The sequence below is a fragment of the Rhodanobacter sp. MP7CTX1 genome (assembly GCF_014205795.1).
Lineage (GTDB): Bacteria > Pseudomonadota > Gammaproteobacteria > Xanthomonadales > Rhodanobacteraceae > Rhodanobacter.
Genome location: NZ_JACHCN010000020.1, coordinates 1 through 26938, shown reverse-complemented (window position 1 = coordinate 26938; position 26938 = coordinate 1). Strand labels below are relative to the sequence as shown.

The 26938-nt window shown below is 62.8% G+C and carries 27 protein-coding genes; 16 read left to right on the top strand and 11 right to left on the bottom strand.

Annotated features, from left to right (window positions below; all coding sequences use genetic code 11):
- Positions 1 to 99: 99 nt before the first annotated feature.
- The 7 genes from phbB to HDE77_RS18440 form a co-directional block, all read right to left on the bottom strand.
- Positions 100 to 867: an acetoacetyl-CoA reductase gene (phbB, locus tag HDE77_RS18470; protein ID WP_184419387.1), complete on the bottom strand. Its 768-nt coding sequence runs from the start codon at positions 865 to 867 to the stop codon at positions 100 to 102.
- Positions 868 to 978: 111 nt separating this feature from the next.
- Positions 979 to 1476 (bottom strand): polyhydroxyalkanoate synthesis repressor PhaR, encoded by a 498-nt coding sequence (gene phaR, locus HDE77_RS18465; RefSeq protein ID WP_184419386.1) that lies wholly within the window; start codon positions 1474 to 1476, stop codon positions 979 to 981.
- An 84-nt stretch (positions 1477 to 1560) separates the two neighbouring features.
- Complete coding sequence (locus tag HDE77_RS18460) at positions 1561 to 3129, bottom strand: DHA2 family efflux MFS transporter permease subunit (protein WP_184419385.1); 1569 nt, start codon at positions 3127 to 3129, stop codon at positions 1561 to 1563.
- A 15-nt stretch (positions 3130 to 3144) separates the two neighbouring features.
- Positions 3145 to 4377, bottom strand: a complete 1233-nt coding sequence (locus HDE77_RS18455) for an HlyD family efflux transporter periplasmic adaptor subunit (protein ID WP_184419384.1) — start codon at positions 4375 to 4377, stop codon at positions 3145 to 3147.
- A complete protein-coding gene (locus tag HDE77_RS18450; protein ID WP_343206136.1) occupies positions 4364 to 5947 on the bottom strand; it encodes an efflux transporter outer membrane subunit in 1584 nt (527 codons plus the stop codon). The genes HDE77_RS18455 and HDE77_RS18450 overlap by 14 nt, the downstream gene beginning before the upstream one ends.
- Positions 5934 to 6458: a MarR family transcriptional regulator gene (locus HDE77_RS18445; RefSeq protein ID WP_184419383.1), complete on the bottom strand. Its 525-nt coding sequence runs from the start codon at positions 6456 to 6458 to the stop codon at positions 5934 to 5936. Before HDE77_RS18445 ends, HDE77_RS18450 begins: the two co-directional genes overlap by 14 nt.
- A 90-nt stretch (positions 6459 to 6548) precedes the next feature.
- A complete protein-coding gene (locus HDE77_RS18440; protein ID WP_184419382.1) occupies positions 6549 to 7328 on the bottom strand; it encodes a TatD family hydrolase in 780 nt (259 codons plus the stop codon).
- A 216-nt stretch (positions 7329 to 7544) separates the two neighbouring features.
- On the opposite strand from HDE77_RS18440, the gene HDE77_RS18435 reads away from it, so the two are divergent.
- Positions 7545 to 8132, top strand: coding sequence for a glycine zipper 2TM domain-containing protein (locus tag HDE77_RS18435; protein WP_184419381.1), 588 nt, complete (start codon positions 7545 to 7547; stop codon positions 8130 to 8132).
- Between the two features lie 56 nt (positions 8133 to 8188).
- Positions 8189 to 8572 (top strand): hypothetical protein, encoded by a 384-nt coding sequence (locus HDE77_RS18430; RefSeq protein ID WP_184419380.1) that lies wholly within the window; start codon positions 8189 to 8191, stop codon positions 8570 to 8572.
- A 106-nt stretch (positions 8573 to 8678) separates the two neighbouring features.
- Here HDE77_RS18430 and HDE77_RS18425 read toward each other — a convergent pair whose 3' ends face one another.
- A complete protein-coding gene (locus HDE77_RS18425; protein ID WP_255482807.1) occupies positions 8679 to 9113 on the bottom strand; it encodes a cell wall hydrolase in 435 nt (144 codons plus the stop codon).
- Positions 9114 to 9579: 466 nt separating this feature from the next.
- Positions 9580 to 10383, bottom strand: coding sequence for a folate-binding protein (locus HDE77_RS18420; protein ID WP_184419379.1), 804 nt, complete (start codon positions 10381 to 10383; stop codon positions 9580 to 9582).
- A gap of 190 nt (positions 10384 to 10573) precedes the next feature.
- On the opposite strand from HDE77_RS18420, the gene HDE77_RS20610 reads away from it, so the two are divergent.
- The 14 genes from HDE77_RS20610 (at position 10574) to lpxK (ending at position 24031) form a co-directional block, all read left to right on the top strand.
- Positions 10574 to 10678: a DUF1674 domain-containing protein gene (locus HDE77_RS20610; protein WP_255482806.1), complete on the top strand. Its 105-nt coding sequence runs from the start codon at positions 10574 to 10576 to the stop codon at positions 10676 to 10678.
- Positions 10679 to 10771: 93 nt separating this feature from the next.
- Positions 10772 to 11167 carry a succinate dehydrogenase, cytochrome b556 subunit gene (gene sdhC / locus HDE77_RS18410; protein ID WP_184419377.1) on the top strand — a complete coding sequence of 132 codons (396 nt, stop codon included), beginning with the start codon at positions 10772 to 10774 and terminating at the stop codon, positions 11165 to 11167.
- Positions 11164 to 11568 carry a succinate dehydrogenase, hydrophobic membrane anchor protein gene (gene sdhD / locus HDE77_RS18405; RefSeq protein ID WP_184419376.1) on the top strand — a complete coding sequence of 135 codons (405 nt, stop codon included), beginning with the start codon at positions 11164 to 11166 and terminating at the stop codon, positions 11566 to 11568. The genes sdhC and sdhD overlap by 4 nt, the downstream gene beginning before the upstream one ends.
- Positions 11569 to 11587: 19 nt before the next feature.
- Positions 11588 to 13375 (top strand): succinate dehydrogenase flavoprotein subunit, encoded by a 1788-nt coding sequence (gene sdhA / locus HDE77_RS18400; protein WP_184419375.1) that lies wholly within the window; start codon positions 11588 to 11590, stop codon positions 13373 to 13375.
- 94 nt (positions 13376 to 13469) lie between these two features.
- Positions 13470 to 14249 (top strand): succinate dehydrogenase iron-sulfur subunit, encoded by a 780-nt coding sequence (locus HDE77_RS18395; protein ID WP_184419374.1) that lies wholly within the window; start codon positions 13470 to 13472, stop codon positions 14247 to 14249.
- Positions 14250 to 14593: 344 nt separating this feature from the next.
- Positions 14594 to 14842, top strand: a complete 249-nt coding sequence (locus HDE77_RS18390) for a succinate dehydrogenase assembly factor 2 (RefSeq protein WP_184419373.1) — start codon at positions 14594 to 14596, stop codon at positions 14840 to 14842.
- Complete coding sequence (locus HDE77_RS18385) at positions 14814 to 15251, top strand: protein YgfX (protein ID WP_184419372.1); 438 nt, start codon at positions 14814 to 14816, stop codon at positions 15249 to 15251. Before HDE77_RS18390 ends, HDE77_RS18385 begins: the two co-directional genes overlap by 29 nt.
- Positions 15252 to 15373: 122 nt before the next feature.
- The gene (locus tag HDE77_RS18380; RefSeq protein WP_184419371.1) at positions 15374 to 16615 is read left to right on the top strand and encodes a lipoprotein-releasing ABC transporter permease subunit; all 1242 of its coding nucleotides are present in this window, start codon (positions 15374 to 15376) and stop codon (positions 16613 to 16615) included.
- Positions 16616 to 16622: 7 nt separating this feature from the next.
- On the top strand, positions 16623 to 17354 hold the full coding sequence (gene lolD, locus HDE77_RS18375; protein WP_184419370.1) for a lipoprotein-releasing ABC transporter ATP-binding protein LolD: 732 nt from the start codon (positions 16623 to 16625) through the stop codon (positions 17352 to 17354).
- A 360-nt stretch (positions 17355 to 17714) separates the two neighbouring features.
- Positions 17715 to 20036: a DNA internalization-related competence protein ComEC/Rec2 gene (locus HDE77_RS18370; protein WP_255482805.1), complete on the top strand. Its 2322-nt coding sequence runs from the start codon at positions 17715 to 17717 to the stop codon at positions 20034 to 20036.
- Positions 20037 to 20140: 104 nt separating this feature from the next.
- Positions 20141 to 20809, top strand: coding sequence for a MotA/TolQ/ExbB proton channel family protein (locus tag HDE77_RS18365; protein WP_343206135.1), 669 nt, complete (start codon positions 20141 to 20143; stop codon positions 20807 to 20809).
- Between the two features lie 10 nt (positions 20810 to 20819).
- Positions 20820 to 21251, top strand: a complete 432-nt coding sequence (locus tag HDE77_RS18360; protein ID WP_184419369.1) for a biopolymer transporter ExbD — start codon at positions 20820 to 20822, stop codon at positions 21249 to 21251.
- On the top strand, positions 21248 to 23032 hold the full coding sequence (gene msbA, locus HDE77_RS18355; RefSeq protein ID WP_184419368.1) for a lipid A export permease/ATP-binding protein MsbA: 1785 nt from the start codon (positions 21248 to 21250) through the stop codon (positions 23030 to 23032). Before HDE77_RS18360 ends, msbA begins: the two co-directional genes overlap by 4 nt.
- A gap of 9 nt (positions 23033 to 23041) precedes the next feature.
- Positions 23042 to 24031 (top strand): tetraacyldisaccharide 4'-kinase, encoded by a 990-nt coding sequence (gene lpxK, locus HDE77_RS18350; protein WP_184419367.1) that lies wholly within the window; start codon positions 23042 to 23044, stop codon positions 24029 to 24031.
- A gap of 34 nt (positions 24032 to 24065) precedes the next feature.
- Here the strand turns inward: lpxK and hutI are convergent, their stop codons facing one another.
- Both hutI and HDE77_RS18340 read right to left on the bottom strand, forming a co-directional pair.
- Positions 24066 to 25301: an imidazolonepropionase gene (hutI, locus tag HDE77_RS18345; RefSeq protein ID WP_184419366.1), complete on the bottom strand. Its 1236-nt coding sequence runs from the start codon at positions 25299 to 25301 to the stop codon at positions 24066 to 24068.
- A gap of 40 nt (positions 25302 to 25341) precedes the next feature.
- Positions 25342 to 26820, bottom strand: a complete 1479-nt coding sequence (locus HDE77_RS18340) for a chloride channel protein (RefSeq protein ID WP_184419365.1) — start codon at positions 26818 to 26820, stop codon at positions 25342 to 25344.
- Between the last annotated feature and the right edge of the window lie 118 nt (positions 26821 to 26938).

The following is a 26938-nucleotide window of genomic DNA, read 5'->3' as shown; positions in this document are numbered from 1 at the left end:
GAGAGGGGAATCCGCCCACTGTTCCGCAAGCGGCGGATTACTGCAATCCCGGCAGTAGAGCGTGCTCATGATCTCCCCGGGGAGATCATGAGCACGCTCTCAGAAACTCATGAAGTAGCCGCCGTTGACGGGCAGGTTGGCGCCGGTGATATAGCCGGCGTCGTCCGCGCCGAGAAAGCTCACGGCGCGGGCGATATCCGCCGGTGTGCCCAGACGACCGACGGGAATGTCGGAGATGATCTGCTCGCGAATCTCGGCGGACACGGCGGCAACCATCGGGGTGTCGCAGTACCCCGGTGAAACGGTGTTGACAGTAACGCCCTTGCTCGCCGTCTCGCGCGCCAGCGCCATGCTGAAACCGTGCACACCGGCCTTGGCGGCGCAGTAGTTTGTCTGACCGAACTGACCCGTCTGGCCATTCACCGAGCTGATGTTGACGATGCGGCCGTAGCCACGTGCCGTCATGCCCTCGACCACGTTGCGGCACATGTTGAACACGCCATCCAGGTTCACCCGCATCAGCTCGTGCCATTGCTGCGGAGACATCTTGCGCAGGCTGGCGTCGCGGGTAATGCCGGCGGCGTTGATCAGAATATCCAGGCTGCCGTGTTGCTGTTCGATGCGTGCGGTCAGCTGCTGGCAGCTTTCGAAATCGCTGACATCCGCTGCCTCGAAGGTGATTGCGCCATCGAAGGCGGCGAGTTCCTGCCGAAAGGCGCTGATGCGCTCGTCGCGCGCGGCCAGATCCACGGCGATCACCTGACGGCCGGTGTGCGCCAGTTGGCGACAGATTTCAGTGCCGAGGCCACCGATGCCACCGGTGACCACCGCCACGCGCTTGCGGTTATGGACGACAGTTTCGCTCATCGGCGTTCCAACTGGCTTGTTCATGCGGCAGGGCAGCACATGCTGTGCTGCAACGACCGAATCGGGATATGACTGGGGAAGCGGCAAAGCGCGTCGCCCGCGGGGCTGGAATCAGCCGGGCTTTTTGCCGCCGCGCCCGGTCGTACCCGGTTGCGGAATCACTTGGGCGGCGGTGTCGATGAGCCCGCGCTGCACGGCCTTCCACGCATCCATGTTGCGCGCGGTCAGGTCATTCAGCGTGGTCCATGGGGTCTGCCCCATCAGACTGTTGAGCTGGCTGCGAAACTGCGTCTGCTGATCCAGGAACACCTGCAGACTGCGCTCCAAGTAAGGCCCCATGAAGCCCTGCAGAGAATCCCCGTAGAACCGGATGATCTGGCTGAGCAGCTGCGGCGACAGCATCGGCTGTCCCTTGTCTTCGTGCTCGGAGATGATCTGCAGCAAGACCGAACGGGTCAGGTCATCGCCGCTCTTGGCGTCACGGACTTCGAAATCTTCGTTGTCCAGCACCAGCTGACGGACTTCCTCCAGCGTGATGTAGCTGGAGATCTCCGTGTCATATAGACGACGGTTCGGGTACTTCTTGATGGTGCGCTTGGTTTGTGCCATGCGGAACAAACTAGCAGAAGATATTGCGCCGCACCAGTCATCGTGCGGCGTTCATCCTGCACCAGCCAGGCGCAGCAATTTCGGTCAGTGGCCCACCGCGCCGCCGGCGCTGCCGAATGGCGGGCGGGCCAGCCACAGCAGCGGAATCATCAAGATGAAGATGATCGAGCACGTCCAGAACACATCGTTTACCGCAAGCGTGGCCGCTTCCCGACTAAGCAGCTGATCGACCACGGTCAGCCCGCGCTGGCCACTCAGGCCAGCAACCTGCAATTGCTGCAGAAACCCGGTCGCCGCAGGTGCCGCAGGGGTGATGTTTTCAGTCAGCGATGCGTGGTGGAACTCGGTACGGTGCTGCCATAGGGTCACGGTCAAGGCGGTGGAGACGCTGGAGCCGAGCGTACGGAAAAAATTGGCCAGGCCCGAGGCGTTGGCAATCTGTTCCGTGGGAAGTCCGGAAAGGTAGATCTGGTTCAGCGGAATGAAAAACAGCGGGATACCCAGGCCCATTACCAGCCGCGGCCATATCATGCTGACGTAGGACGCACTGCTGTCGAAGGTGGACAGCCAGTACGAGCAGCCGGCGAGTATCACGAAAGCTGTGGTGATCATTGCGCGCAGGTCGAACTTGCCCAGCATGCTGCCCACGATCGGGGAAAACAGGAACGCCAGCACGCCGACCCAGGCGGCGGTGAGGCCGGACCAGGTGGCGGTGAAGCCCAACGTGGTCTGCAGCCACAGCGGCGAAACCACATTGACCGCGAAAAACGCCAGCATGCCGAACGACATTGCCGAAACGCCGATCGTGAAGTTGCGTTGCTTGAACAGCGAGAGGTCGATCACCGGATGTTTAGCGTTGAGCTCCCACGCGATCAGGAAACTCAGGCTCACCACGGCGATCAGACCCAGCGTTAGAATCAGCGGCGAGGCAAACCAGTCGTGGTCGTTGCCGTTGTCCAGCATGAACTGCATACAGCCGATGCCTGCCACCAGCAGCACCAGACCGACGGCGTCGATCGGTGCGCGCACGATTTTCGACTCGCGCTTGTGCAGCAGGAACCAGGTCGTCACAGCGGCCATGATGCCGACCGGCAAGTTGATATAGAAGATCCAAGGCCAGGTGAAATTGTCGGTAATCCAGCCGCCAAGGATCGGCCCCAACACCGGCGCAATGACCACGGTCATTGCCCACAGCGCCAATGCGATGCCTTGTTTGCTCTTCGGATAATTGGCGAGCAGCAGCGATAGCGCCAGCGCCACCATCGGGCCGGAACCTGCACCTTGCAGCAGACGGCCCACCACCAGCATCGGCATGCTGGTGGCCAGTCCGCACAACATCGAAAACACCACGAACAGGAACACTGAAAAAACGAACGTGCGCACTTCGCCGAAGCGCTTGGCGATCCAGCCGGTGAGAGGCTGCATGATGGCGCTGGCCATCGAGTAGGAACTGATCGCCCAGGTGCCCTCGCTCGGGCTCACCGCCAGGCTGCCGGCAATATGCGGCACGGCCACGTTGACGATGGTCATGTCCAGCACTTCCATGAAGGTGCTGAACGCGACGGCGATCGTCATCAGGGCCAGCATGCCGCCCTGTAGCGGTTTCAGGGGAGCGGCATCGGCGGGCGCGGCGTCGGAGGAGATGGCGGCCATGGTCTGACTCAGCCTTTAGTTTGGTCGAGTGCTGCGGGTGTTGCCGGAAGAACTCAGGTTCGCGCGGATCACCTGGTCGGCTTCGGCATCCGCCTTGCTGGCCATCTGGTCATACACCGTCGTCTCGGCCACCGGCGGATGCTCAGTCTGCGGCGCCAGCACGGCACCCCGGTCGTCGGTGATGTCGACCGTGACATCGCTCGACAAACCGACGCGCAGCGGATGCTTATCCAGTTCCTGGTTATCCAGCGCAACGCGCACCGGGACGCGCTGCACCACCTTGATCCAGTTGCCGGTGGCGTTCTGCGCGGGCAGCAGGGAGAACACGCTGCCGGTGCCGGCGCCCAGGCCGATCACCTTGCCCTGGTATTTGACGCTGCCGCCGTAGATGTCGGCCTCGACCTTGACCGGCTGACCGATTCGGATGTGACGCAGTTGGCTTTCCTTGAAGTTGGCGTCGATCCACAGATCATGCAGCGGCAGCACAGTCATCAACTGCTGGCCGGCTTGCACGCTGTTGCCCAACTGCACGCTGCGCTGTGCCACGTAGCCGGAGACCGGTGCGTAGATCGCATTGCGCTGAGCGGCGACCCAGGCCGCGCGGAAATTCGCCCGTGCCTGCAGCACGGCCGGGTTGTTTGCGATGTCGGTGCCTTCGATCGACGCATGTTCGGCCGATGCCTGGGCTTGGGCCGAGGTCAGCGCAGCGCGCGCCTGATCGACGGTGTCGCGCAGATGCTGGATGTTTTCCGGTGCCTCGGCCTGTTCGGCGATCAACGGTAGGCGGCGCTTGAGATCGGCCTCGGCCTTCGTCAGGTCGACCTGGCGGGCGGCGACCATCGCGTCGCTGCTGCTGGCCGAATCGGTTTGCTGGCGTACCTGCCGCACGGCCTGTGCCAGTGCGCTGCGCGTCTGGCTCAGGCGTACATCGGCATCAGTGCTGTCCAGCTTGACCAGGATCTGGCCAGCTTCGACGTGTTGCGTGTCGTCGGCAAGGATTGCCACCACGGTGCCCGGCACCTGCGCGGAGATCGCCACCTGGTTGCCATTTACATAGGCGTTGTCGGTGGTTTCGCGCCGGGAGAACACCAGCGTCCACAGCAGGATCCAGATCACGCCGATGAGCACGAACACGACCAACATGATCAACAGGGTCTTGCGGCGTTTGGCCGGATTTTTCGCCGCCAGACCGCTGTCGTTGTCGTCAGCAGGTTTGCTCTGGGGCTTGTCGGACTCAGTGGCGCTCATGGGCGTCGTCTCCGGACGAATTCATAGGGGAAGAGGGTGTCGGGCTGGCGCTGCTGACGTCGCCCGGGGTCGGCACGCCGGTGCTGTGGTAGCCACCGCCGAGCGCCTTGATCAAGGCCAGGTCGGTGGAAACGGCTTGCGCCTGCAGGCTGGCTGCATCGTCGCGTTGCTGCAGCAGCTGCGCGGCTGCCGCGAGGCCTTCGCGGGCGTCACGCACGCCTTGACGGGCGCGTGCCTGTGCGGTGGCGACCAGTCGTTCGTTGGCGATGATCTGCGCGGATTGCTCCTGGCGTCGCGCGGCGATCTGTTGCGCGGTGAGTGCCTGGGTCGCCACGTCGTGTGCGGCGCTGACCACAGTGCCGTTGTATTGCGCCACGGCAGCGCCGAGCTGGGCTTTGCTGACGCCGTAGTTGGCCTTCAGCTGACCACCCTCGAAGATCGGAAGATGCAGGGCGGGGGTCAACGCAAAGGTGCTGCTCCCAGCTTCCATCAGCTTGCCGATGTCGAGGCTGGACAGGCCAGCCATGGCACTGATGCCGATGTCCGGAAAGAACTGTGCGCGTGCGACGTCGATCTGTTTCAGCGCCGCCTCGACCTGCCAGCGACTCGCGGCGATGTCGGGACGACGCGCGATCAGGTCGAGTCGCGCGTTGTCGGGGATGCGGCTGTCCACCTCGGGCAGCGGCCGTGGCTGCAGAGCGGGAAGATCAGCCGGCGCAATGCCGAGCAGGGCAGCCAGTGCGACCTTGCGGATTTCAGCCGAGCCCTGCAGGGTGACCTGCATCTCGCGCGCCGCCGCAAGCTGTGCCCTGGCCTGCTGTGCGGTGTCGGCCAGGTCAACACCCTGCTTCACGCGCAGCTCGGCGATATGCGCAAACTTTTCCTGCGTATCGACCAGTTCACCGGACAGGGCCAGTCGAGCCTGATCTCCCTGCCAACCGAAATAAGTATCGGCGACGGCGTTCTGGATGGTCAGCGCGGCGGCACTGCGCTGCGCTTCGGCGGCATGCGCCTGATCCAGTGCTGCATCGATACTCGAGCGCTTCTTGCCCCACCAGTCAAACGTGTATTGCGCCTGCAGGCCGAGATCGGTCTGGTTGTACCAGGGGTCGATCGCGAAGGTTTTCGGCAGGAAGCTGATGATGCCGTTTTCGCTGAGGCGCTGGCGCTCCCACTGGGCGTTGCCGTTGACGTTGAGGCCGGCCTGGGCCGCGGCGAGTCGCACCGATTGTTCCGCGTTGACTACGCGGCTGTGCGCCTGCTCAAGATCCGGCGAATGCTGCATGGCGATAGCGATCAGCTGATCCAGCTGAGGATCGCCGTAGGCGCGCCACCATTCGCTGTCCGGCCAGCCCGCGCGGGTAGGCGCCTGCAGGCCCGCGAGCGGTACGTCGTCGCGCAAAGTCGGGTGATTCAGCTTGGTCGGGATCGAGCAGCTGGCCAGCAGCAGGATCAACGCCGCTGCCGTGGCTGTGCGCTGAAATGAATGGTTCATCAGGATTTGCTTCATCTTGTTGTTGTTGGCCTTCATTCGCTTGGTCTTCCATGGCCGGCCATCACGATTCGGCATCCGGATCCATCTGATCGAGATTGATGGCGAGCTTGCGCAGCAAGCGGCTAAGGTTGTGTTTGTCCGTTTCGGTGAAGTTGGCAAACATCGCGCCGAGGCGGGGAAACATCGGCGGCAACATCTTTTGCACGAAGCGCTTTCCCGCCGGCGTGATGCGTATCAGCACGCGGCGGCGATCTTCCGCGCTGGCGCCGCGGGTGATCAGCCCGCGCTTTACCAGTGCGTTGGTGATACGCGTCATATTGGTGGCGCCCTGCGTGGCGAACTCACACAGTTCGCCTGGCGTGGAACTGCCCTCTGGACGGCTGTACAGGATCATCAGGGTGAGGAAGTCGCTGTGGTTGAGCTTGTGCGGCTTGAGCTTGAGCTCGAGTTCGCCTTCCAGAGTGCTGCCAGCCATCAGCATCAACCGACACAGCCGCGCTTCGACGAGAGGCATCTGCGGGATGATCTGGCTCACCCGTTCGATACCCTCGTCCATCATCGCTATGCAATTTGTCAGCTTCATCATTTCATCAATTTATATTTCACTGATGAAATAAACGATACCAAGGCGCGGCATCGTGACGCAAGTGACAATTGTCAGGCGGGGTGAAGCGCTCTAGCTGGCGCGTCGATCGAGGTCGAACAGACGGCGCACGTTCGCGGTGGTGGCAGCAGCAACCGAAGCTTCCGACTCGCCGCGAAGTTCCGCGATGGATCGCAGTACTTCGACAATGCGGGCGGGCTCGTTGCGCTGTCCGCGGTGGGAGGCATCGGGCTGGTCCGGCGCATCGCTTTCCAACAACAGGTATTCAATCGGCATCTGCGTGACGATGCGGTGCAGGCGTTGCGCGCGTTCGTAAGTCACCGGGCCGCCGAGGCCGATATGAAAGCCCATGCGCCATAGCTGCCGCGCCTGCTGCTCGCTGCCGGAGAAGCTGTGCACCACGCCGCGCAGGCCGGGTATCCGACGCAGTGTGAGGATCACTTCTTCCAGTGCGCCGCGGGCATGCACGATCACCGGCAATTCCCGTTCCCGCGCAAGCTCCAGCTGGCTGGTGAAATAGTGTCGCTGCAGATCGTGGTCGAGTCCGGCCACGTGAAAATCCAGCCCAATCTCGCCAACGGCGACGACGCTGGCGTCATCTAGCCAGGACGATAATGCGTCGACATGTTCGGGCGCATGCTGCTCCAGGTACATCGGGTGCAGGCCGTAGGCAGCAAAGAGCTGGCGATGGCTGGCGCAGAGGGTCTTGATCCGCGGCCAGCTATCGGCGTCGACCGCTGGGATGATCATGGTTTCGACGCCGGCGTGGCCTGCGCGTTCGATCACCGCGTCGCGATCATCCGCAAAGGCAGTGTCGTCGAGGTGAACATGACTGTCGGCAAGCGTGAACATGATCCGTTTGTTCCCATGGCGGCGCTGGGACCACTGCGGCCTCGACGTGAAGTTAGTGTAACGAACGCGAGCTAGGTTCGATTCAGCTGGATAGCCGTTCAATGGTGGTCGTAGATCCTTGCGCGGAGGCGCGGTGGATCCGGGAGCTCGATCAAGCCGACGATTCCGGCATGGCCGAAACAAACAGCAGAAGGGGAGATTGTAAAGAACAGTTTGATGGTCAAGGTGCTTAATGTGGGCCTCGCGGCGGCCCTGGCGACAAGCCTGTCGGCATGCAACCGCAGTGCGGGATCTGTTGCTGCCAGTGATCCAGGCGCACCTGCGGGCGCGGCTACCGCGCCCGAAGCGCCCAATGCTGCGGTGGCCGCAGATGCCAATGCTGGCGCGAATGGCGGCGTCAGATATGCCCAGGTCGTCAGTGTCGAGCCAGTGCGGGAGAGCACTCCCGGGCAGGTCTGTCACGATGTAACGGTCACTCATACCGAGCCACCGAAGGATCAGCACCATATTGCTGGCACCGCCATTGGCGCGGTCGCCGGTGGCCTGCTCGGTCACATGGTGGGTGGTGGCAAGGGCAACACGGTGGCCACAGTGGCCGGTGCGGTCGGTGGTGGTTACGCGGGCAATCGCATTGAAGCCAGCCACCAGCAGGGTCAGGTAGTCAGTTCGGTGCAGCGTCGCTGCGATACGGTCAGCAACGCCAATGGCAATATCGTGGCTTACGACGTGCACTATGTGTACAACGGCGTCACCCGAACGGTACGGATGGATCATGATCCGGGCGATCGGGTGCAGTTGCAGTAATGCGCGGCGCCTTACTTCGACGCTGGTTAAGCTGGACCACTGACTCGGGGGTGATCATGAATGCACCAACAAGCAGGACGGCGTTGGCCGTCGCGTTAACCGCAGGTATCGCCCTGGCCGGCTGCGCCAATGGGCCAAACCGTCCTGTTGACGAAGGGTATGGCCAGCGGGACAGTCATTGCCAGAGTTGCGGCGTGGTGCAGTACGTCCGGCAGGTCGATCCCGGTAGCGGTTCGTCGGGTGTCGTAATCGGTCCCGCCGAGGCTGCTGGTGTGCCGGGTGGGCAGGTTGAAGGTCAGCAGGATGGCGGTAGCACTGCGTGGCATGTCGTTGTGCGTCTGGATAACGGTCAGTACGTCAGTGTGATCCAGCGTAAGGGTCCTGGCATCCGTAACGGCGATTACGTCGAGCTACGCGATGGACGGGTGTATGCGCGCTGACGTTGCTTTCATATAGACGTCCATATGTTTGGACGTCCAAATAAAAAGGCCGTCAATCGACGGCCTTTTTATTTGGAATGGCGAATGAGTGGCCGTGAGCGGCGTATCAATTCACCGCATAGAATGCATGTTCGCCAATGGTGACGCTGCGGTGGTTGCGTGACCACACTGGCGCGACATCGACTGTCGCGAAATGATCGGCGCGCGGCACCAGCATGTGGCGCTGCGCAACGGGCAACTGCCAGTTGAGAATCGATTTGCTCGCAACCAGCCACGCCTTGTGGAAGGAGTCGAGATTGTCGACGTCGAATGAGCCTGGTGTGGTGGTGGTTGCGAACTGATGCGGTGCGGTTACGACGGCGCATACAGTCTTGCCATAACGACCTTGATCGCGACGACGCAGTGCTACTTCTGCGACGGCGAGCTGGCCGATGGTCGGTTCGCTACGGGCTTCCAGGTACACGGTCGTGGCTAGACAGGCCTGATCCGCGACGGGCTGGGGCATCAATGACGTCAGCCACAACAGCATGGAAAGTTTCATGGTTCTGCCTCCAACGTGCTGTACGCGCAATGCAGATTGTTTGCTTTGCGCGCCATTGCGGTGGACGGGCGGGCAGGCCGTTCCACCTGGATCAATCGCCACAACCGAAACTTGTGGTTGGGGCGCTTTGCCACGGGATTGTGGCGGTTCGAACGGCTTGTCAGTGCCGATCAGGATTGTGTGCTGCTGGCGTTGCGCGACCGCTTCGGTCGTGTTGCCTGCAACTGCTCCGCATTCGTGATGCGATGCGGATATTCCATCCGGCTGTTTGCCGGGTCGCGCCGATCCGGACTCTTCCGGTTCGTCGCGTACATCGGCGCCCCGTGTTCCGGACGCCGCGATATTCGATCGACGGAGACTAGTGGCGCATTTCTCTAATGGCAAGTGCCGAGGGGTTTGGATTCACCTTACGCTCACAATTAGTTTACAGAAGCTATACGCAAATTTGTGATCGATGCGAATGTTTTTACGCCGGCCATGATGCGTCGATATGAATCACGAGTTTGTCGTCTAAAGCATTTAGACGTCCATTTGTTTTTGTTGAAACAACGTCGTCATGCAGCACGGCCAACGCTTTGATGTCTTCATTCGTCGTGATCACATCGAGCAACACGCCGACTTCGCGTCCGTCGCGAAGTAGCGCTTCGCCAGCGATCGCAGGCTGCGACAATTCGACGCTATGCATGTGCTGCTTGTGGCCGCCGCGATAATGCAGACGCGCGACAATTTCCTGGCCTGGATAGCATCCCTTGTCGATAACGACCGCTTGCAGGCGCTGCAGCGACAACGCTGGTGGCAACAGTTCGCCGAGTGATTGCTCGGGCAGCCATGGCCATCCTTCAAGCATCTGCGGCAAGTGCCAGCGATCGTCAGTTTCTCCTGCGGTCTCGATCTGCATGCTGTGCGTGCCGCAACCGAGCGCGAGTGTTTCGCCTTCGACGCGAACTATATGCATGGGTAGTGCAGGGCCGGTAACGAGTGCGCGAGGTGGCACAACTGTCAACGTCAGTTTCGAGCGAAACACAAAACGTCGGAGTGCTTCTGCCATCGCCTCGGCGTTACCGCCGCGTAACAGTAGTAGCAGTCGATCGTCGCTGAGCCTGGCCAGGTGAAACAGCGCACGCACCCGGCCTTGCGGATTGAGCCATGCGCTGAATTGCCATTCGCCGATCGCGAGTGAGTTGACTTTGCTGCTGAACTGGGCGTGGGCAAACGCTATGGCGTCGGGGCCTTCGATCAGCAGGGTTTGTGCGGAGTAGGGTGTCGGCATAGGGCAACCAGAGTTGGGGCGATGGGTGCCAAGTGCAAGTGTCCCGCTCCGTGGCGCTCTTGACGCGGACGTCGTCAAGGTTGTGCTGCTTTGCCGCAAGTATTAACCTTTGGCGGTTACCAAAACCATGTCCGACATCTCCTCATCAACCGAATCCAAACCTCCATCCGTTCCGACGGAGGTAACCGCCGTGCCTGCAAAGCCGGTGCTGGACAAGGTGCCGGTGGAGCGACCGGCTCCTGATCCCACCCGTTACGGCGATTGGGAAAAGAACGGACGCTGCATCGACTTCTGAACGACCGCAGCGGTGGCGACCAGTCGCCGATCGCGCGCAAGGACAGGGTCAGGAACAGCGCGGACATTAGCGATTCCACTCAGGATAGCCGCCATGGCAGATACGCGACGACCGCTCTCTCCGCATATGCAGGTGTATAGATGGCAAGTGCAGATGGTGACCTCCATCCTGCATCGAGCTACCGGCATCGCCCTGGCCGTCGGCAGCCTGCTGGTGATTTGCGGCCTGCTGGATCTGGCCGCAGGTGAAGACAGCTTCAATCATTTCAAAAGCATGATCGGCAGCCCGCTCGGCATGGTGTTGCTGATCGGTTGGACCTGGGCGCTGTTCTACCATCTGTGCAATGGCATCCGGCACTTGATCCAGGACGCCGGCGCGGGTTACGCCATTACTCAGTTCGTGCGTTCCAGCTGGTTGTCCGTGATTGCCAGCGTCGTGCTGACGCTGCTGGTCTGGGCCTATGTGCTGACGGCCGGAGGTGCGGCATGAGCGCGAAGGAGCTCCCCCTGAAAGACCGGCGCGATCCGCTCAAGGTTGCCCGTGGTCTGGGCTCGTCCCAGTCCGGTGTGGGCCACTGGTGGGCACAGCGGATGACTGCCGCCGCGCTGGTTCTGCTGGGCGTCTGGTTTGTGGTCACCGTGCTGTGCCTGCTGCACGCCGACTACGCCACGGCGCGCGCTGCCGTGGCCAAGCCATGGAACGCGCTTTTGCTGATCGCCTTCGTGCTGAGTATGTTCTGGCATGCCGTGCTCGGTTTGCAGGTGGTGGTTGAAGATTACGTGCACACCCGCTGGAAGGAAGTGCTCCTGCTGGTGGCGATCAAGTTCCTTGCGGTGCTGGGCGCGCTGGCGAGCGTGCTGGCCGTGCTGCGCATTGCGCTGACTCCATAAGACGCGAGGATAAGGTTTCATGGAAAGCTACAAGATCCAGCAACACAAATATGACGTGATCGTGGTTGGCGCCGGCGGTGCTGGTTTGCGCGCGACATTCGGCCTGGCCGAGAAGGGCCTCAAGGCAGCCTGCATCACCAAGGTGTTCCCGACCCGTTCGCATACCGTCGCGGCGCAGGGCGGCATTTCTGCAGCGCTCGGCAACATGGGCGAGGATGACTGGCGCTTTCATTTCTACGACACCGTCAAGGGCTCTGACTGGCTGGGCGACCAGGACGCGATCGAGTACATGTGCCGCGAGGCGATTCCCTCGATCATCGAGTTGGAACATTACGGTGTTCCGTTCTCGCGCACCGATGAAGGCAAGATCTACCAGCGCCCGTTCGGCGGCATGACCACGCATTACGGCAAGGGCACCGCGCAGCGCACCTGCGCCGCGGCGGACCGCACCGGTCACGCGATCCTGCACACGCTGTATCAGCAGGCACTGGCGCATGACGCCACATTCTTCATTGAATACTTCGCGATCGATTTGATCTTCGATGCCGAAGGCGTTTGCCGCGGCGTGCTCGCGCTCGACATGAATGAGGGCACCCTGCATTTCTTCCGCGGTCACGCAGTGGTGATGGCGACCGGCGGTTACGGCCGCGCGTACTTCAGCGCCACCTCGGCGCATACCTGCACCGGTGACGGCGGCGGCATGGTGCTGCGCGCGGGTCTCGCGCTGCAGGACATGGAGTTCGTGCAGTTCCATCCGACCGGCATCTACGGGGCAGGCTGCCTGATCACCGAAGGCGTGCGCGGTGAGGGTGGTTACCTGACCAACTCGAACGGCGAGCGCTTCATGGAGCGCTACGCGCCGAACGCGAAGGACCTCGCTTCACGCGACGTGGTCAGCCGCGCGATGACGATGGAAATTCGTGAGGGGCGTGGTGTCGGCGAGCACAAGGACCACATCTACATCAACCTGATGCACCTGGGCGCCGATGTGATTCACGAGCGCCTGCCGGGCATCGCCGAGTCGGCGCGCATCTTTGCCGGCGTGGATGTGACGAAAGAACCCATTCCGGTTATCCCGACCGTTCACTACAACATGGGCGGCATTCCGACCAACTACCACGGCGAAGTGGTGCAGAAGCGCGGCGACGACGTCGATGCGATCGTGCCGGGCCTGTTCGCGATCGGCGAAGCGGCTTGTGTGTCGGTGCATGGCGCGAATCGTCTCGGCTCCAACTCGCTGCTCGATCTGGTGGTGTTCGGTCGCGCGGTGGCGCATCGCTGCGCCGAACTGATCAAGCCGGAGACGGCGCATCAGGATCTGCCAGCCAATGTCCTGGACAAGGCACTGGCCCGCTTCGACGGCCTGCGCAACGCGAACGGCAGCAAGCCGACCGCGCAGCTCCGGCTGGAGATGCAGCGGATCATGCAGAGCGATGCGGCGGTGTTCCGCACCGGCACTACGTTGAAGGAAGGTTCCGAGAAGATCTCCGCCGTGCGCGAATCGTTCAAGGACGTCCACGTCAGCGACCGCTCGATGGTATGGAACTCGGACCTGATCGAAACGCTCGAATTGGCCAACCTGCTGGATCAGGCGGTGGCCACGATGCACTCGGCCGAACAGCGTCCGGAAAGCCGCGGCGGCCATGCTCGCGAGGACTTCCCCGATCGCGATGACGTCCACTGGCAGAAGCACACACTGGTGAAGGTGGACGAGGCCGGCAAGACCAGCTTCGACTTCCGTCCGGTGCACATGTACACCCTGACCGATGAGGTCAAGGTGGTGCCGCCGGCGAAGCGCGTGTACTGATTCCGGCGGCGGCTGCGGTCGCCATCGGCGTCAAATCTATTGTTGTGCGGTCGGGGTGCAAGCCCCTCCTATAGAAGATTGAAGGGTTCAGGACATGGCAGAGTTTTCGCTACCGAAAAATTCAAAGATCCAGCCTGGCAAGCATTTCCCCGCCAAGGATGCCAAGAAGCCGCGCACCTTCCGCGTCTATCGCTGGTCGCCGGATGACGGCCAGAACCCCCGCATCGATACCTACGAGGTCGATCTGGCGGCGTGCGGTCCGATGGTTCTGGACGCGCTGCTGAAGATCAAGAACGAGATCGACCCCACGCTGACGCTGCGTCGATCCTGCCGCGAGGGCATCTGCGGTTCCTGCGCGATGAATATCGACGGCACCAACACGCTGGCCTGCACCCGTGCGATCGAGGAGTGCGCTTCCGGTGACGTCAAGATCTATCCGCTGCCTCACATGCAGGTGGTGAAGGATCTTGTGCCCGATCTGACCCATTTCTATGCCCAGTTCGCTTCGATCAAGCCGTGGTTGCGCACGCAGAGTCCGGCGCCGGATCGCGAGCGCCTGCAGTCACCGGAAGAGCGCAAGAAGCTCGACGGGCTGTACGAATGCATCCTGTGCGCTTGCTGCTCGACCAGCTGCCCCAGCTATTGGTGGAACGGTGAAAAATATCTTGGCCCGGCGATCCTGTTGCAGGCCTATCGCTGGATCGTCGACAGTCGCGACGAGGCGACGGGCGAGCGGCTCGACGATCTGGAAGATCCGTTCAAGCTGTATCGCTGCCACACCATCATGAACTGCACGCGCACCTGCCCGAAGGGCCTGAATCCGGCCAAGGCGATTGCCGAGATCAAGAAGCTGATGGTGGAGCGCCGCGGCTAACCCTCTCCCTTCTCCCCTGCGGGGAGAAGGTGCCCGAAGGGCGGTTGAGGGGCGGGTGCTCGCGGGGATATTGACCGAAGGATGCTTCCCCTCGGTGCGGCGTCCCGCAAGACTGCCCCCTCACCTCAATCCTCTCCCCGAAGGGGAGAGGAGGCAATTCAGTCGCTGCTTCGTCTCCTCTCCCCCTTGGGGAGAGGGCAGGGTGTGGGGCAGGTGCTCGCGGAGGGAGTTGATCGAAAGACGCTTCCCTTCGTTGATGGCGTCCCGCAAGATTGTCCCCTCACCTCAATCCTCTCCCCGAGGGGGAGAGGAGGCCACGGAGGCGCTTCGCGCGATTTGATCTTATGGACGCTGCCCGTCTCAAGCGCCTGCGCTGGCGCACCCGTCGCGGTACCCGTGAGCTCGATGCCTTGTTCGGCGGCTGGCTGGACGAACGTTTTGCCAGCGCCGACGAAGCGCAGCGACAGGCGTTCGACGAACTGCTCGACGCGCAGGATCCGGAGCTATGGGACTGGGTCATGGGCCACGCGCGTCCGCAGCGGCAGGACTGGCAAGCGATCATCGATGACATCCGCACCCGCCATCGGCTTTGAATATCAGCCGTCGCGGATGTTCCGGCGACTGTTGATTTTCCTTGGAGTTCTCGTCGTACTTTCATTGGCACTAAGCGCGCTTGCACCCTGGCTGAAGTGGCCGCTGCTGGCGGGCGTGCTGCTGGCGATAGGGCGGTCTGCCCGCAAGACGATGAACTCACCGGTAATGGCTGCCGGATGGAGTGCCGACAATAGCTGGACGCTGCACCTGGCCTCGCATGAGGACGTTGCGGCCACACTGGCATCATTTCGCGTGCTCGGTCCGTTGGTGTTGTTGCGCCTGCTGACGACGGAACATGGCGTGCAGGTCTTGCTGCTGGCACCGGACAATAGCGATGCAGACATCCGCCGACGCCTGCGCATGCGGCTGGCGACCATCCAGCCGGGTGAGGCCGTGCCGCGGCTCTGATCCCGTGACCTGATCTCGATGACGGGATCTGTCGGCAACTTCGTCACCGCAGCGCGGTCTCACCGAATGCCTGATAATAGGCGTCCGGGCGTCCGCCCTGCGATCCTCACAAGCGAACCCCCATGTTCCGACCGCTCGAACTCTTCATCGGCCTGCGCTACACGCGCGCCAAGCGACGCAACCAGTTCATCTCGTTCATTTCCACCGTGTCGATCGTCTGCATCGCGATCAGCGTGATTGCGCTGATTACGGTCATGTCGGTGATGAACGGCTTCGACTTCCAGATGCGTTCACGCATCCTTGGTGCGGTATCGCACGCGACCATCTCGGGCATTGGCGAGAGCATGCAGGATTGGCCGCGCGCGCTGCAGATCGCCGAGGCGAACCCGCATGTGCAGGGCGCCGCGCCGTATGTAGAAACCGAGGCGTATTTGAGCGCGCAACACTCCAGTGGCGCGTTGGTGCGTGGTATCGAACCGGCGTTGGAGCCGAAGGTCGACGACATCAATCAGCACATGGTCCAAGGCAAGCTCAGCGACCTGACACCGGACAGCTGGAATATCGTGCTCGGCAAGGAGCTGGCAATGTCGCTGGGCGTCGGCGTTGGTGACCGCGTGACGATGGCAGTGCAGCAGCTGCGCGCCACCCCGATGGGTGGCGTACCGCGGATGCGCAGTTTCCACGTGGTGGGGGTGTTCGAACTGGGCATGGAGCAATTCGATTCCGGTCTCGCCCTGGTCAATATGGGCGATGCCCAAAAGCTCAACAGTCTGACTGGCCCTACTGGCATTCGTCTGCGTCTTGATGACCTGTTCAGCGCCCGTCCGGTGGCCAGCGAACTGGCCGACAAACTGGGGCAGGTATACCGGGTTCAGACCTGGATGGACACGAACTCGAATCTGTTCTCCGCGCTGTCGATGGAGAAGATGGTGATGTTCGTGATCCTGTCGCTGATCATCCTGGTCGCTGTGATCAACCTGATCTCGATGCTGATGATGCTGGTCACCGACAAGCAGGCGGATATTGCGATCCTGCGCACGCTCGGCGCCACGCCGCGCAGCATCATGGGCATGTTCATGGTGCAGGGCGTGCTGGTCGGGTTTGTCGGTATTGGTTTCGGTGTGGGGCTGGGCTCGCTGCTGTCGTGGAAACTGCCCGGCATCATCAAGTGGATCGAGCACACGTTCCACGTCACCTTCCTGTCGCCGGACGTCTACTACATCAGCGAGGTGCCGAGCTTGCTGCTTTGGCACGATGTGCTGTGGGTTTCGTTGCTCACGTTTACGTTCTCGCTGCTGGCCACGTTGTACCCCGCATGGCGTGCCTCGCGCACGCAGCCGGCGCAGGCACTGCGCTATGAATAAGACCGCCATGAATTCAGCCTCCAAGAACCACACCGGCTCCAACCATCCAGCCGGCGAAAACGTGCTGCGCGCCAGCCATGTTGCCAAGACCTACGCCGAAGGCGACTTGCGCACCGAGGTGCTGAGCGACGTCAGCTTTACGCTGCGGCGTGGCGAGACGATGGCGATTGTCGGGGCCTCCGGTTCGGGCAAGAGCACGCTGCTGCATCTCATTGGCGGACTCGACACGCTGACCTCCGGCGAAGTGGAAGTGGACGGCCGTGTGCTGTCCAGACTTTCCGATGCCGAGCGCGGTCGCGTGCGCAATCGTTCGCTGGGTTTCATCTACCAGTTTCATCATCTGCTGCCCGAGTTCACTGCGCTGGAGAACGTGTGCATGCCGCTGCTGATTCGCGGCACGGCGATCGCCGAAGCGCAGCGGCAGGCTGCGGCGCTGCTTGAGCGCGTGGGTCTGGGTGCACGCACTCATCACAAGCCGTCGGAGCTGTCCGGTGGTGAGCGTCAGCGTTGTGCGGTAGCGCGCGCCCTGGTGACCCGGCCAGCCTGCGTGCTGGGTGACGAGCCCACCGGCAACCTCGATGAAGCCAACGCCGAACAGGTTTATGCACTGATGCTGGAGCTCAACCGGGAGATTGGCACCAGCTTCATCCTGGTCACCCACGACACCCGACTGGCCGCGCGAATGGATCGCACGCTGGTACTGCACAATGGCGTGCTGCAAGAACCCGCAAGGGTCTGATGGCTCGGTCCCCTGCGAGCAGGGGGCGAGCCCACGTAGGTTGGGGTGAGCGCCAGCGATGCCCAACACCCCCGCACCACGGCGTTAGGATTCGCTGACGCTCATCCCAACCTACGCCGCGCTGCGTTGCTCCTCCTCCTGCTCGGAGGGGGTGCTCCGGACCTGCTAAGGATCAAGAGCGATCCCACCCTGACCCTCCCCTGCAAGCAGGGGAGGGGACCGATCTGGGGCTTTCGTCCAGCCTCGTATCTATAGAGACGGGCTCGCGTCTGCAGTCAGGCCTCGCGCCTACATGTTTTTCATCCTTGATGCGGCGGTCGTCGAGTTAGGCTCGATGGGATCCAGGATGGAGCGCGGTGCATGGGATGGGCACGAGTGACGGCAATGCCGGCAGCAATCTTGGCAGCCATGGCGCTACTGGCCGGAGTGCTGTTGGTGCAATGGCTGCCGAAGTTGCCGCCGCACTGGTGTCTCGGTTTGTTGCTGCTTTGCGCCGTGCTGCTCGCCTGGCGTTTTCCGCGTTGGCGCTGGCTAGCATATGTGTTGCTGGGCATTGTCTGGGCGGCATGGCGCGGTGGGTTGTCGATGGATGCACGGTTGCCGCGCGCGCTGGAGGGCAGCGACTTCGTGGTGCTCGGCGCAATCAGTGATCTGCCGCAGGTACGCACGGATGCGAGCAGCTTCACCTTGCGGGTGGAGCAGGCGACCCTGGATGGAAAGCCCGTCGCCTTGCGCGGCCGCATCAGTGTGTCCTGGTACAACGATGCGCCTCCGGTGCAGCCATGCGCCCGCTGGCGGTTATTGCTGCGCCTGAAGCGGCCACGCGGCCTGCGCAATCCCGGTGGCGCGGATAGCGAGCGTTCCGCACTGGAGCGAGGCATCAGCGCCACCGGCTATGTGCGCGAAGATCCCGCCAACGTGCAACTGGGCGGCGTGCCCTGGTGCGTGGATGGGGTGCGCGATGCGATTGCACGCGGCATCGTCGCGCGTGTGCATGATCCACACGATGCCGCATTGCTGCGAGCGTTTTCGGTAGGCGACACGCGCGGGCTTGATCAGCACGACTGGGAAGTGGCGCGCGCAAATGGCGTTCCGCATCTGATCGCGATCTCTGGCTTCCATGTGGGCGTGTCGGCTGTGTTCGGCGTTTGGCTGGCGATATTCGCTTACTGGCTGTGGCCGCAGCTTGGACTTTGGTTGCCGCGGCCACAGGCACAGGCCGCGGCTGCATTGTTAACGGCCGGCGTCTATAGCGCGCTGGCCGGATTCGGCCTGCCCACCGTGCGCACGCTGTTGATGATCGCTGTCGTGGCACTCGCGCGTTGCAGCCGGCGTGGCAGTAGTGGCCCGCAATCCCTGGCGCTGGCGATGATCGCGATCCTGCTGGTCGATCCACTGGCCATCCTGGCGGCAGGCTTCTGGCTGTCGTTCGTCGGCGTTTCGTTCCTGATGTTGTGCCTGCAAGCGCGCGGTCGGGGCCTGCGTGCGTTCGTCCATGAACTGTCGGCGGGACAACTGGTGATGACGGTGTCGCTGCTGCCGCTGACCCAATGGTTTTTTGGCGAGGCATCGCTGGTAGGCGCGTTGTCCAATCTGATCGCGGTGCCATTCGTCAGTTTCGTGATCGTGCCGTTCGCGCTGGTTGGCATGTTGCTGCTGGCGCTGTGCCCACCGTTGGCGACACCCGTGCTGTGGCTGGCGGCGCAACTGGCGCACGCGCAATGGTGGTTGCTGGAGCAAATGGCGACCTGGCCCGGTGCGCACTGGTATCTGCCGACCGTACAGCCATGGGCCTTGCTGCTGGCAACGCTGGGCGCATGGTGGATCTTTCTGCCGCGTGGCGTGCCATTGCGCTGGCTCGGCCTGCTGCTGTTTCTGCCGCTGCTGTCGCCCCCACGGCAGCTACCGCTGGATGGCGCATTTCAGGTGTGGGTGCTGGATGTCGGGCAGGGTTTGTCGGTGCTGCTGCGCACGCGCGACCATGTGTTGGTGTACGACGCCGGTGCGCGTTATCCGTCGGGTTTCGATCTGGGTGAGTCGGTGGTGCTGCCGTCGATCCATGCGCTGGGCATCACGCGGCTGGACATGCTGATGATCAGCCACGCCGACAATGATCATGCCGGCGGCGCCAAGGCGGTCGCCACGGCGTTTCCGCAAGCGCAGAAGTATGCCGGTGAACCTGCGCGGATGACGTTCCCGATGCAACAGTGTGTCGCCGGACAGTCCTGGCAATGGGACGGCGTGCGTTTTCGCGTTCTGAGCCCTGCGGCCGACGCACTCAGCGGCAAGGGTAACGATCGCTCCTGCGTGTTGCTGGTCGAGGGCCGTGCTGGGCGGATGCTGCTGACCGGCGATATCAGCTCGAAAATGGAGCCGCAGGTCGCCGCAGCCCTCGGGCCCGGCATGCCGCCCGTCTTGCTGGTGCCGCATCACGGCAGCAAAACCTCGTCCAGTGGGGCCTTCATTGCTGCCGTGCGGGCCCCGTTTGCGGTGGTCTCGGCGGGCTGGCGCAACCACTTTGGTCACCCCAAGCCGGAAGTGCTGGCGCGCTATGCCGAGGCGCAGGTGCCGGTGTTCAATACGGCGGAACAGGGCGCGGTTCCGCTGGATTTTCCGATGGATGCCGGCGCGCGGCGGGAGCGGGGCTGGCGGCAGCGGCAACCCCGCTACTGGCGTGAATGAGTCACGTCCTGGATGAAGCTGGGAATGCCACGCGTGCCGCAGTACGCGGGGGCGACACTGCTATCATGCGCGCTCGTCGATGGGTCTTGCGGTGGGGTCGAAACGTGCTGGAAATTCTGATGGCTGGTGGCTGGGCGATGGTGCCCATCCTGATCTGTTCGGCGATCGCCCTGGCGATCGTGCTTGAGCGTTGCTGGACCCTGCGCCGCAAGTCGGTATTGCCGCCGGGCCTGGGCGACGAGGTGCGCGAGTGGGCGCGTACGGGCCAGTTGGACCCCCGCCATCTGGAATCGCTGGCGGCTGGTTCGCCGCTGGGCGAATTGCTGGCCTCGGCGCTGGCCGTGCGCAACCGCTCGCGTGAACTCATCAAGGAGCGCATCGAGGACACCGGTCGGCACGTGATCCACCGGATGGAGCGTTACCTCAACAGCCTGGGCACGATCGCGTTGATCGGCCCGTTGCTGGGCCTGTTTGGCACCGTGATCGGCCTGATCCGCATGTTCATGGAAGTGATGGCTGGCGGCATCGGCGACCCGGCCAAGATGGCCGGTGGCATCGGCGAGGCGTTGATCTGCACGGCGTCGGGTCTGACCGTGGCGATCCCGGCCTATGTACTGCACCGCTATTTCCGTTCAAGGGTGGCCGGCTATTGCGTGGAGATGGAAAAGCAGGCGACGGCCTTGCTCGACGATCTGACGCTGACGCCCGCTACCGCAACGACACCGGTCCGGCCGCGACGGGTGTCGACACCATCCGCGCCGGGCGCGGTCTGAGAGCGCACCGATGCGTATCGGTAACGACCGCCGCCAGGACGATTTCGAGATCAACGTGATTCCGTTGATCGACGTGCTGCTGACCCTGTTGATGTTTTTCGTGCTGACCAGCACGTTCGTGCAGCACTCGCGCCTGCAGGTCACACTGCCCAAGGCCAGTGCGCAGGATCGCGACATGACCAGCCCGGCGCTGACGATCATGATCGACCGTGACGGTCGCTTCTATGTAGGCAGCGATGAAGTACAGGGTGAAGGCGTCGAACCACTCAAGCAAACCATCGCCCGCAACGCGGGGACCGACCGCGACCGTCAGGTCATCATCCGCGCCGATGCGATGACGCCGAACCAGGACGTGGTGACCGCGATGGACGCGCTGGGCCAGCTGGGGTTCACCCGTTTGTCGATCGCCACCACACCGAGTAAGCCGGGCTCGGGCCAGTGAGTAGCCAGAAAGTCGGCGTGTGGGATGCCGAAAGCTGGCGCATCTACAAGCGCCTGCTGGGGTATAGCGCACGCTACTGGCCGATCGGCCTGGTTGCGCTGGTCGGCATGCTGCTGGATGGCGGCGGATTGGCGCTCTTTACCAATGAACTCCGGCCGATGATCGATGATCTTTTTGCAAAAAAAGATGCGTATCTGATCTTCTGGATGCCGATCTGGATCATGGGCATCTTTTTTGTGCGCTCCTGCGGCACTTTTGTCAGTGATTACGGCATCTCCTACATCGGTCGGCATGTGGTGCAGACGATGCAGCACGATGTCTTTGTGACCTATCTGAAGCTTCCGGCCGCGTTTTTTGGCAGCGAGCCATCGGGGCAGCAGGTTTCCCGCATTACCTACACCAGCGAGCAGGTTGCTTCGGCGTCCACCGATGCCTTGAAAGTCGCAGTGACCGATGGTTTCACGGTTATCGCCATGCTGTTCGTGATGTTGCACAACAGCGCATATCTCACCCTGTCGCTGCTAGTGATGGTGCCGGCGATTGCGCTGGTCGCCACCGTGGTCAGCAGGCGTTACCGTCAGATCAGCCGACGCATCCAGGGCGGCATGGGCTCGGTCACGGGCACGGTGGAAGAGTCGGTCGGCGCACACCGCGAGGTGCGTATCTACGGCGGGCAGGGATATGAGGCCGCTCGTTTCGACCAGATCACGCAAAACACCCGCCGGCTCAATCTGAAGATTGCGGCGACCAATGCAGCGTCCAGTTCCACGATCCAGCTGGTGGCGGCAACCGCGCTGGCGGTACTGGTATTTTTGGGCACGCGGCCGCAGGTGCTGAATGAAATGTCGCCGGGCGTTTTCTTCGCCGTGCTGACGGCGATGGGCGCCATGATGCCGTCGCTCAGACGCCTCACCGGCGTCCAGGCAAATATCCAGCGAGGCCTGTCTGCTGCTGAAGACCTGTTCGAAGTCATCGACCTGCCGCCCGAGATCGATCAGGGCAGTCGCGATCTGACACGTACTCAGGGTGATTTGCGCTTCGATAGCGTCAGGCTGGTGTATCCGCGGAATGATTTTGAGGCCTTGCGCGGCGTGGATCTGCATTGCGCGCCCGGAACGGTCACCGCGCTGGTCGGGCGCTCCGGCAGCGGCAAGAGCAGTCTGGTCAGCCTGCTGCCGCGCTTTTATGCGCCGACCACCGGCCACATCGTGCTGGATGGCCAGGATTACGAAAGCTATACGCTCGACTCGTTGCGTCGGCAGATCGCTTGGGTGGGGCAGAGCGTAATGTTGTTCGACGATACGGTCGCCAACAATATCGCCTACGGTGAACTGGCCGGTTCCAGCGAAGCGGACATCATCGCCGCTGCCGAGGCAGCGAATGCAATGGAGTTCATCGCGCGCATGCCGCAAGGCCTGCACACCCAGATCGGTCAGAGCGGCAACATGTTGTCCGGTGGCCAACGCCAGCGTATCGCGATCGCCCGCGCGATCCTGAAGAACGCACCCATCCTGGTGCTGGACGAGGCGACCAGCGCGCTTGATACGGAATCCGAGCGGCTGATCCAGCAGGCACTGCAGCGATTGATGCGCGACCGCACCACGCTGGTGATCGCGCATCGACTGTCCACCATCGAGGGGGCTGACCAGATCGCAGTGATGGATCAAGGGCGCATCATCGAACGCGGAACGCATGCCGAGCTGATCACACTCAATGGGCAATACGCCGCGCTGCACCGGATGCAGTTCCACGATCAAGTCAACGATCAAGTCGGCAACTGAGGATCATCCATGGCGCTGATCGACACGCTCGAATCAGCCTGGTACGGCAACGGCCCGGTGCCGTGGTGGGCATGGCCGCTGGCGACGCTTTATGGCGCCGCGATACGCCTGCGTAGCGGACTCTACCGTGCCGGTTGGCTAACCAGTGTGCGTCTGCCCGTTCCCGTTCTCGTGATCGGCAACCTGAGCGTGGGCGGCACCGGCAAGACGCCGCTGACTCTCGCAGTGGTCGAAGCCTTGCGCAGCCGCGGTTACTCGCCGGGCGTGGTAAGTCGCGGTTACGGAGGCAGCCAACGTGATCCGCTGTTGTTGGGTGATACGCCGGACCCCGCATGCGTCGGCGACGAACCCTGTCTGATCCGCAGTAGTGGCGTACCAGTGGCCGTGGGGCGCAATCGCCCGGCTGCCGCACAGCTGCTGCTCGACGCCGGCTGCAATGTATTGATCGCCGATGACGGCCTGCAGCATTACGCGCTGGCGCGTGATGTGGAAATCTGCGTGATCGATGGTGTGCGCCGCTTTGGCAATGGACGGCTATTGCCAGCGGGACCACTGCGCGAGCCGTTGAGTCGACTGCAGCGGGTGGACTTGCGGGTCTGCAATGGTGGTGTCGCGGCCGATGGTGAATATCCGATGCAATTGCGCGGCGGTGAAGTAGTCGCGCTGTGCGACGGGCAGCAACAATCGCTGGCCAGTTTCAGGGGACAGCGCGCGCATGCCGTGGCTGCCATTGGCAATCCACAACGCTTCTTCGCCAGCCTGCGTGCGGCGGGTATCGAGCTGATCGAGCATGCGTTTGCGGACCACCACGCTTTTGCACCCGCCGATCTGAATTTCAACGATGACTTGCCGGTGCTGATGACCGACAAGGACGCGGTCAAATGCCAGCGCTTTGCCCGGCCGCATTGGTGGCGGGTGCCCGTGCAGGCCGACTTGCCGACGTCGTTTCATGATGCGCTGGCTGCGCGCATCGCCGCGGTTTCCCGAGCTCCGGCATAACCGACTAAGTACGATCTCGGCCGAGCCGCGAGGTTCAGGCAGCCGTCGATACTTGCTCACCGCCAAGCCACAACTCACGCACCATGTTGCCACCGATCCAGTAGCAGAGTTCGGCTGGCAGGCGTGCGTTCCAGACAACCAGGTCGGCGCGCTGGGCAATCGCCAGCGTGCCGCGATCATCTAGCCCCAGTGCACGTGCTGCGTTGACGGTGACGCCGCGCAGCGCTTCCTCGGGCGTTAGCCGGAACAAGGTGCAGGCCATCCCCGCGGCCAGTCGCAGCGACAGCAGGGGCGAGGTGCCTGGGTTGCAGTCGGTAGCGATCGCCATCGGCACGCGGTGTTCGCGCAGCAGCGCGATCGGCGGCAGTTTCGTTTCGCGCAGCGCGTAGAACGCACCGGGTAGCAGGACGGCGACGGTGCCAGCAGCAGCCATCGCCACGATGCTCGATGTGCTGAGGTGTTCCAGGTGATCGGCTGAGAGTCCGCCGTACTCCGCGACCAGTGCGGCACCGTCGAGATCGGACAGCTGTTCGGCGTGCAGTTTCACCGGCAGGCCGAGCTGCTTTGCCCGCTCGAACAGCCGGCGGGTTTCCTCGGGTGTGAAGCCGATGCCTTCGCAAAAGGCATCCACCGCGTCGACCAGGCCTTCGCCGGTGAGTGCGGGCAGCATCTCGTCGCAGACAAGCGCCACGTACTCTGCACGACGATCCTGGTATTCCGGCGGCAGCGCATGCAGACCCAGAAAACTCGTGCGCACGGTGATGCCAAGCTCCCGGCCGAGACGTCTTGCGACGCGCAACATGCGGCGTTCGCTTTCCAGCTCCAGGCCATAGCCCGATTTGATCTCCAGCGTCGTCACGCCATCGGCGAGCAGCGCCTGCGCACGCACCAGCGATTGCGTGAATAGCAGCTCTTCGCTGGCGGCCCGGGTGGCGCTCACCGTGGACACGATGCCGCCGCCGGCACGGGCGATCTCCTCGTAACTGGCGCCGTTCAGGCGCAGGTCGAATTCATGTGCGCGATCGCCGCCGAACACCAGGTGGGTGTGGCAATCGATCAGCCCCGGCGTGACCAGAGCGCCGTCGAGTGATTCGACCGCGACCGCCAGTGTGTGCGGTGCCGCCGGCAGTGCATCCATCTGGCCGATCCAGACGATGCGCCCGTGGTGTATCGCGATGGCGCCACGCTCGACCAGCCCACAGGGCGATTCGCCGACGAACGTCGCCAGCGTGGCATTCAGCAGCAGTCGATCCCAGCGTGATTCGCTCATGCTTGCGGTAACTCCATGATGAAGTTGAGCGTGACGGTATTCATGGCTTGCCGGGTGAATCATCGTCAATGTCGGCGGTGGGAGCATTAGGCTCACCGAAGGCGCTGGTGGGGCCCGCGTTTTGCAACGCCTCGGCTTCCAGTCGGGCCCTCTCGACGCTCTCCGCACGGGCAGCCTGTTGTTGCTCGAAGTCCTGCACCATGCGTTCGGCGAAATCCTTGTAGACCGGTATGGGACAGAATAGCGACGCCGCCGCACGAGCAAGCAGGCAGGCTGCCATAATCGGGATGGCCATCGCGTGATCGTCGGTCAGTTCCATCGCGATGACGGTCGAGGTCAACGGTGCGCCGGTGACGCCGGACAGGTAAGCGCACATGCCCAGCAGCACCACTGAAGCTGCAGGCACATTCGGCAGAAAGGAGGCGATGTTGTGGCCGAGGCCGGCACCAACAGCAAGCGCCGGCGAGAAAATGCCGCCAGGAATTCCCGCCCAGTACGACACCACGTTCGCCAGCAACTTGGCGACGCCAAAACCCTGGCCCGGCGTGGTGGCAGCATCCTGCACAAAGGCGCGCGCCTGGTCGTAACCAGTGCCATACACCGTGTTGTGCGAAAGCAGTCCGATCACTGCCAGTGCGAGTCCGCAGCCGGTGGCAAACAGCACGGGCGCATGGGCTCGCAGTCGGCCGACGTAAGCGAGGGGCCCGCGCCGGTTGAGTAGGATCAGACGCGCGAACAGGCCGCCCAGCAGGCCGCAGATGATCCCCGTCAGCAGCACCGCCAGCCATGCATGGCCCAGTGGCAGCGTGGCCTGCACGTTGCCGAAATAGGAGTAGTTGCCCATGATGCCGAGCGACACCAGGCCGCCGATGAACACCGCCGTCAGCAGCAGGCCACTAAAGCGATGTTCGAACGTGCCGGCGAGTTCCTCGATCGCAAATATCACACCGGCCAGTGGCGTGTTGAACGCTGCGGCGATGCCGGCGGCACCACCGGCAAGGATGAAGCGCGAAGCAGCCTTTGCATCCGTGAAGCCGAAGCGTCGACCCAGCGAGTAGAACAGACTGGCGCCGACATGCACGGTGGGGCCCTCGCGACCTATCGAGGCGCCCACGGCCAGCGCGATCAGGGTCAGCGCCATCTTGCCGGCGGCAATCGGCAGCGCCAGCATGCGTGCGCGAAAATCCTCGTCCTCGATATGCAGCGTGCTGATCACCTGCGGAATGCCGCTGCCGCGGGTAGCGCGCAAGCGTCCCTCGGTGACCCAGGCGAGCAGTCCGAACACGACGGGAGTCAGGATCAGCGGGATCCACACGCCATGGCTGAGGATGCCCAGAAACAGGTCATAGGCCCATGTGCTGGCCTTCGCAAAGAGAATCGCGGCCAACGCTACCAGGACCGCTCCGGACCACAGCACAAGGCGGCGCTTCCATTGCTGCGGCGCGAAAAACTCATGGCCGAGCAACGCCCGCAGGCGCGGGTTCGCGGACTTCGATACAGCTTCGGGCGTCTCGGACATGGCGCGATTATCGCAGCGAAACCACCTGTGGGAGATTCTATGTTTGCATGCAAGTGGTTTGGGGTAATTTGGGTTGATACTGCGAATCGGTCTTGAGCAGTGCGAAGGCGATACGGGC

Bases quoted from the DNA above. Each gene is read 5' to 3' on its own strand.
- phbB (WP_184419387.1), bottom strand. From the start codon at position 867: ATGAGCGAAACTGTCGTCCATAACCGCAAGCGCGTGGCGGTGGTCACC.
- phaR (WP_184419386.1), bottom strand. From the start codon at position 1,476: ATGGCACAAACCAAGCGCACCATCAAGAAGTACCCGAACCGTCGTCTA.
- HDE77_RS18460 (WP_184419385.1), bottom strand. From the start codon at position 3,129: ATGGCCGCCATCTCCTCCGACGCCGCGCCCGCCGATGCCGCTCCCCTG.
- HDE77_RS18455 (WP_184419384.1), bottom strand. From the start codon at position 4,377: ATGAGCGCCACTGAGTCCGACAAGCCCCAGAGCAAACCTGCTGACGAC.
- HDE77_RS18450 (WP_343206136.1), bottom strand. From the start codon at position 5,947: ATGCCGAATCGTGATGGCCGGCCATGGAAGACCAAGCGAATGAAGGCC.
- HDE77_RS18445 (WP_184419383.1), bottom strand. From the start codon at position 6,458: ATGATGAAGCTGACAAATTGCATAGCGATGATGGACGAGGGTATCGAA.
- HDE77_RS18440 (WP_184419382.1), bottom strand. From the start codon at position 7,328: ATGTTCACGCTTGCCGACAGTCATGTTCACCTCGACGACACTGCCTTT.
- HDE77_RS18435 (WP_184419381.1), top strand. From the start codon at position 7,545: ATGGTCAAGGTGCTTAATGTGGGCCTCGCGGCGGCCCTGGCGACAAGC.
- HDE77_RS18430 (WP_184419380.1), top strand. From the start codon at position 8,189: ATGAATGCACCAACAAGCAGGACGGCGTTGGCCGTCGCGTTAACCGCA.
- HDE77_RS18425 (WP_255482807.1), bottom strand. From the start codon at position 9,113: ATGAAACTTTCCATGCTGTTGTGGCTGACGTCATTGATGCCCCAGCCC.
- HDE77_RS18420 (WP_184419379.1), bottom strand. From the start codon at position 10,383: ATGCCGACACCCTACTCCGCACAAACCCTGCTGATCGAAGGCCCCGAC.
- sdhC (WP_184419377.1), top strand. From the start codon at position 10,772: ATGGCAGATACGCGACGACCGCTCTCTCCGCATATGCAGGTGTATAGA.
- sdhD (WP_184419376.1), top strand. From the start codon at position 11,164: ATGAGCGCGAAGGAGCTCCCCCTGAAAGACCGGCGCGATCCGCTCAAG.
- sdhA (WP_184419375.1), top strand. From the start codon at position 11,588: ATGGAAAGCTACAAGATCCAGCAACACAAATATGACGTGATCGTGGTT.
- HDE77_RS18395 (WP_184419374.1), top strand. From the start codon at position 13,470: ATGGCAGAGTTTTCGCTACCGAAAAATTCAAAGATCCAGCCTGGCAAG.
- HDE77_RS18390 (WP_184419373.1), top strand. From the start codon at position 14,594: ATGGACGCTGCCCGTCTCAAGCGCCTGCGCTGGCGCACCCGTCGCGGT.
- HDE77_RS18385 (WP_184419372.1), top strand. From the start codon at position 14,814: ATGACATCCGCACCCGCCATCGGCTTTGAATATCAGCCGTCGCGGATG.
- HDE77_RS18380 (WP_184419371.1), top strand. From the start codon at position 15,374: ATGTTCCGACCGCTCGAACTCTTCATCGGCCTGCGCTACACGCGCGCC.
- lolD (WP_184419370.1), top strand. From the start codon at position 16,623: ATGAATTCAGCCTCCAAGAACCACACCGGCTCCAACCATCCAGCCGGC.
- HDE77_RS18370 (WP_255482805.1), top strand. From the start codon at position 17,715: ATGGGATGGGCACGAGTGACGGCAATGCCGGCAGCAATCTTGGCAGCC.
- HDE77_RS18360 (WP_184419369.1), top strand. From the start codon at position 20,820: ATGCGTATCGGTAACGACCGCCGCCAGGACGATTTCGAGATCAACGTG.
- lpxK (WP_184419367.1), top strand. From the start codon at position 23,042: ATGGCGCTGATCGACACGCTCGAATCAGCCTGGTACGGCAACGGCCCG.
- hutI (WP_184419366.1), bottom strand. From the start codon at position 25,301: ATGAGCGAATCACGCTGGGATCGACTGCTGCTGAATGCCACGCTGGCG.
- HDE77_RS18340 (WP_184419365.1), bottom strand. From the start codon at position 26,820: ATGTCCGAGACGCCCGAAGCTGTATCGAAGTCCGCGAACCCGCGCCTG.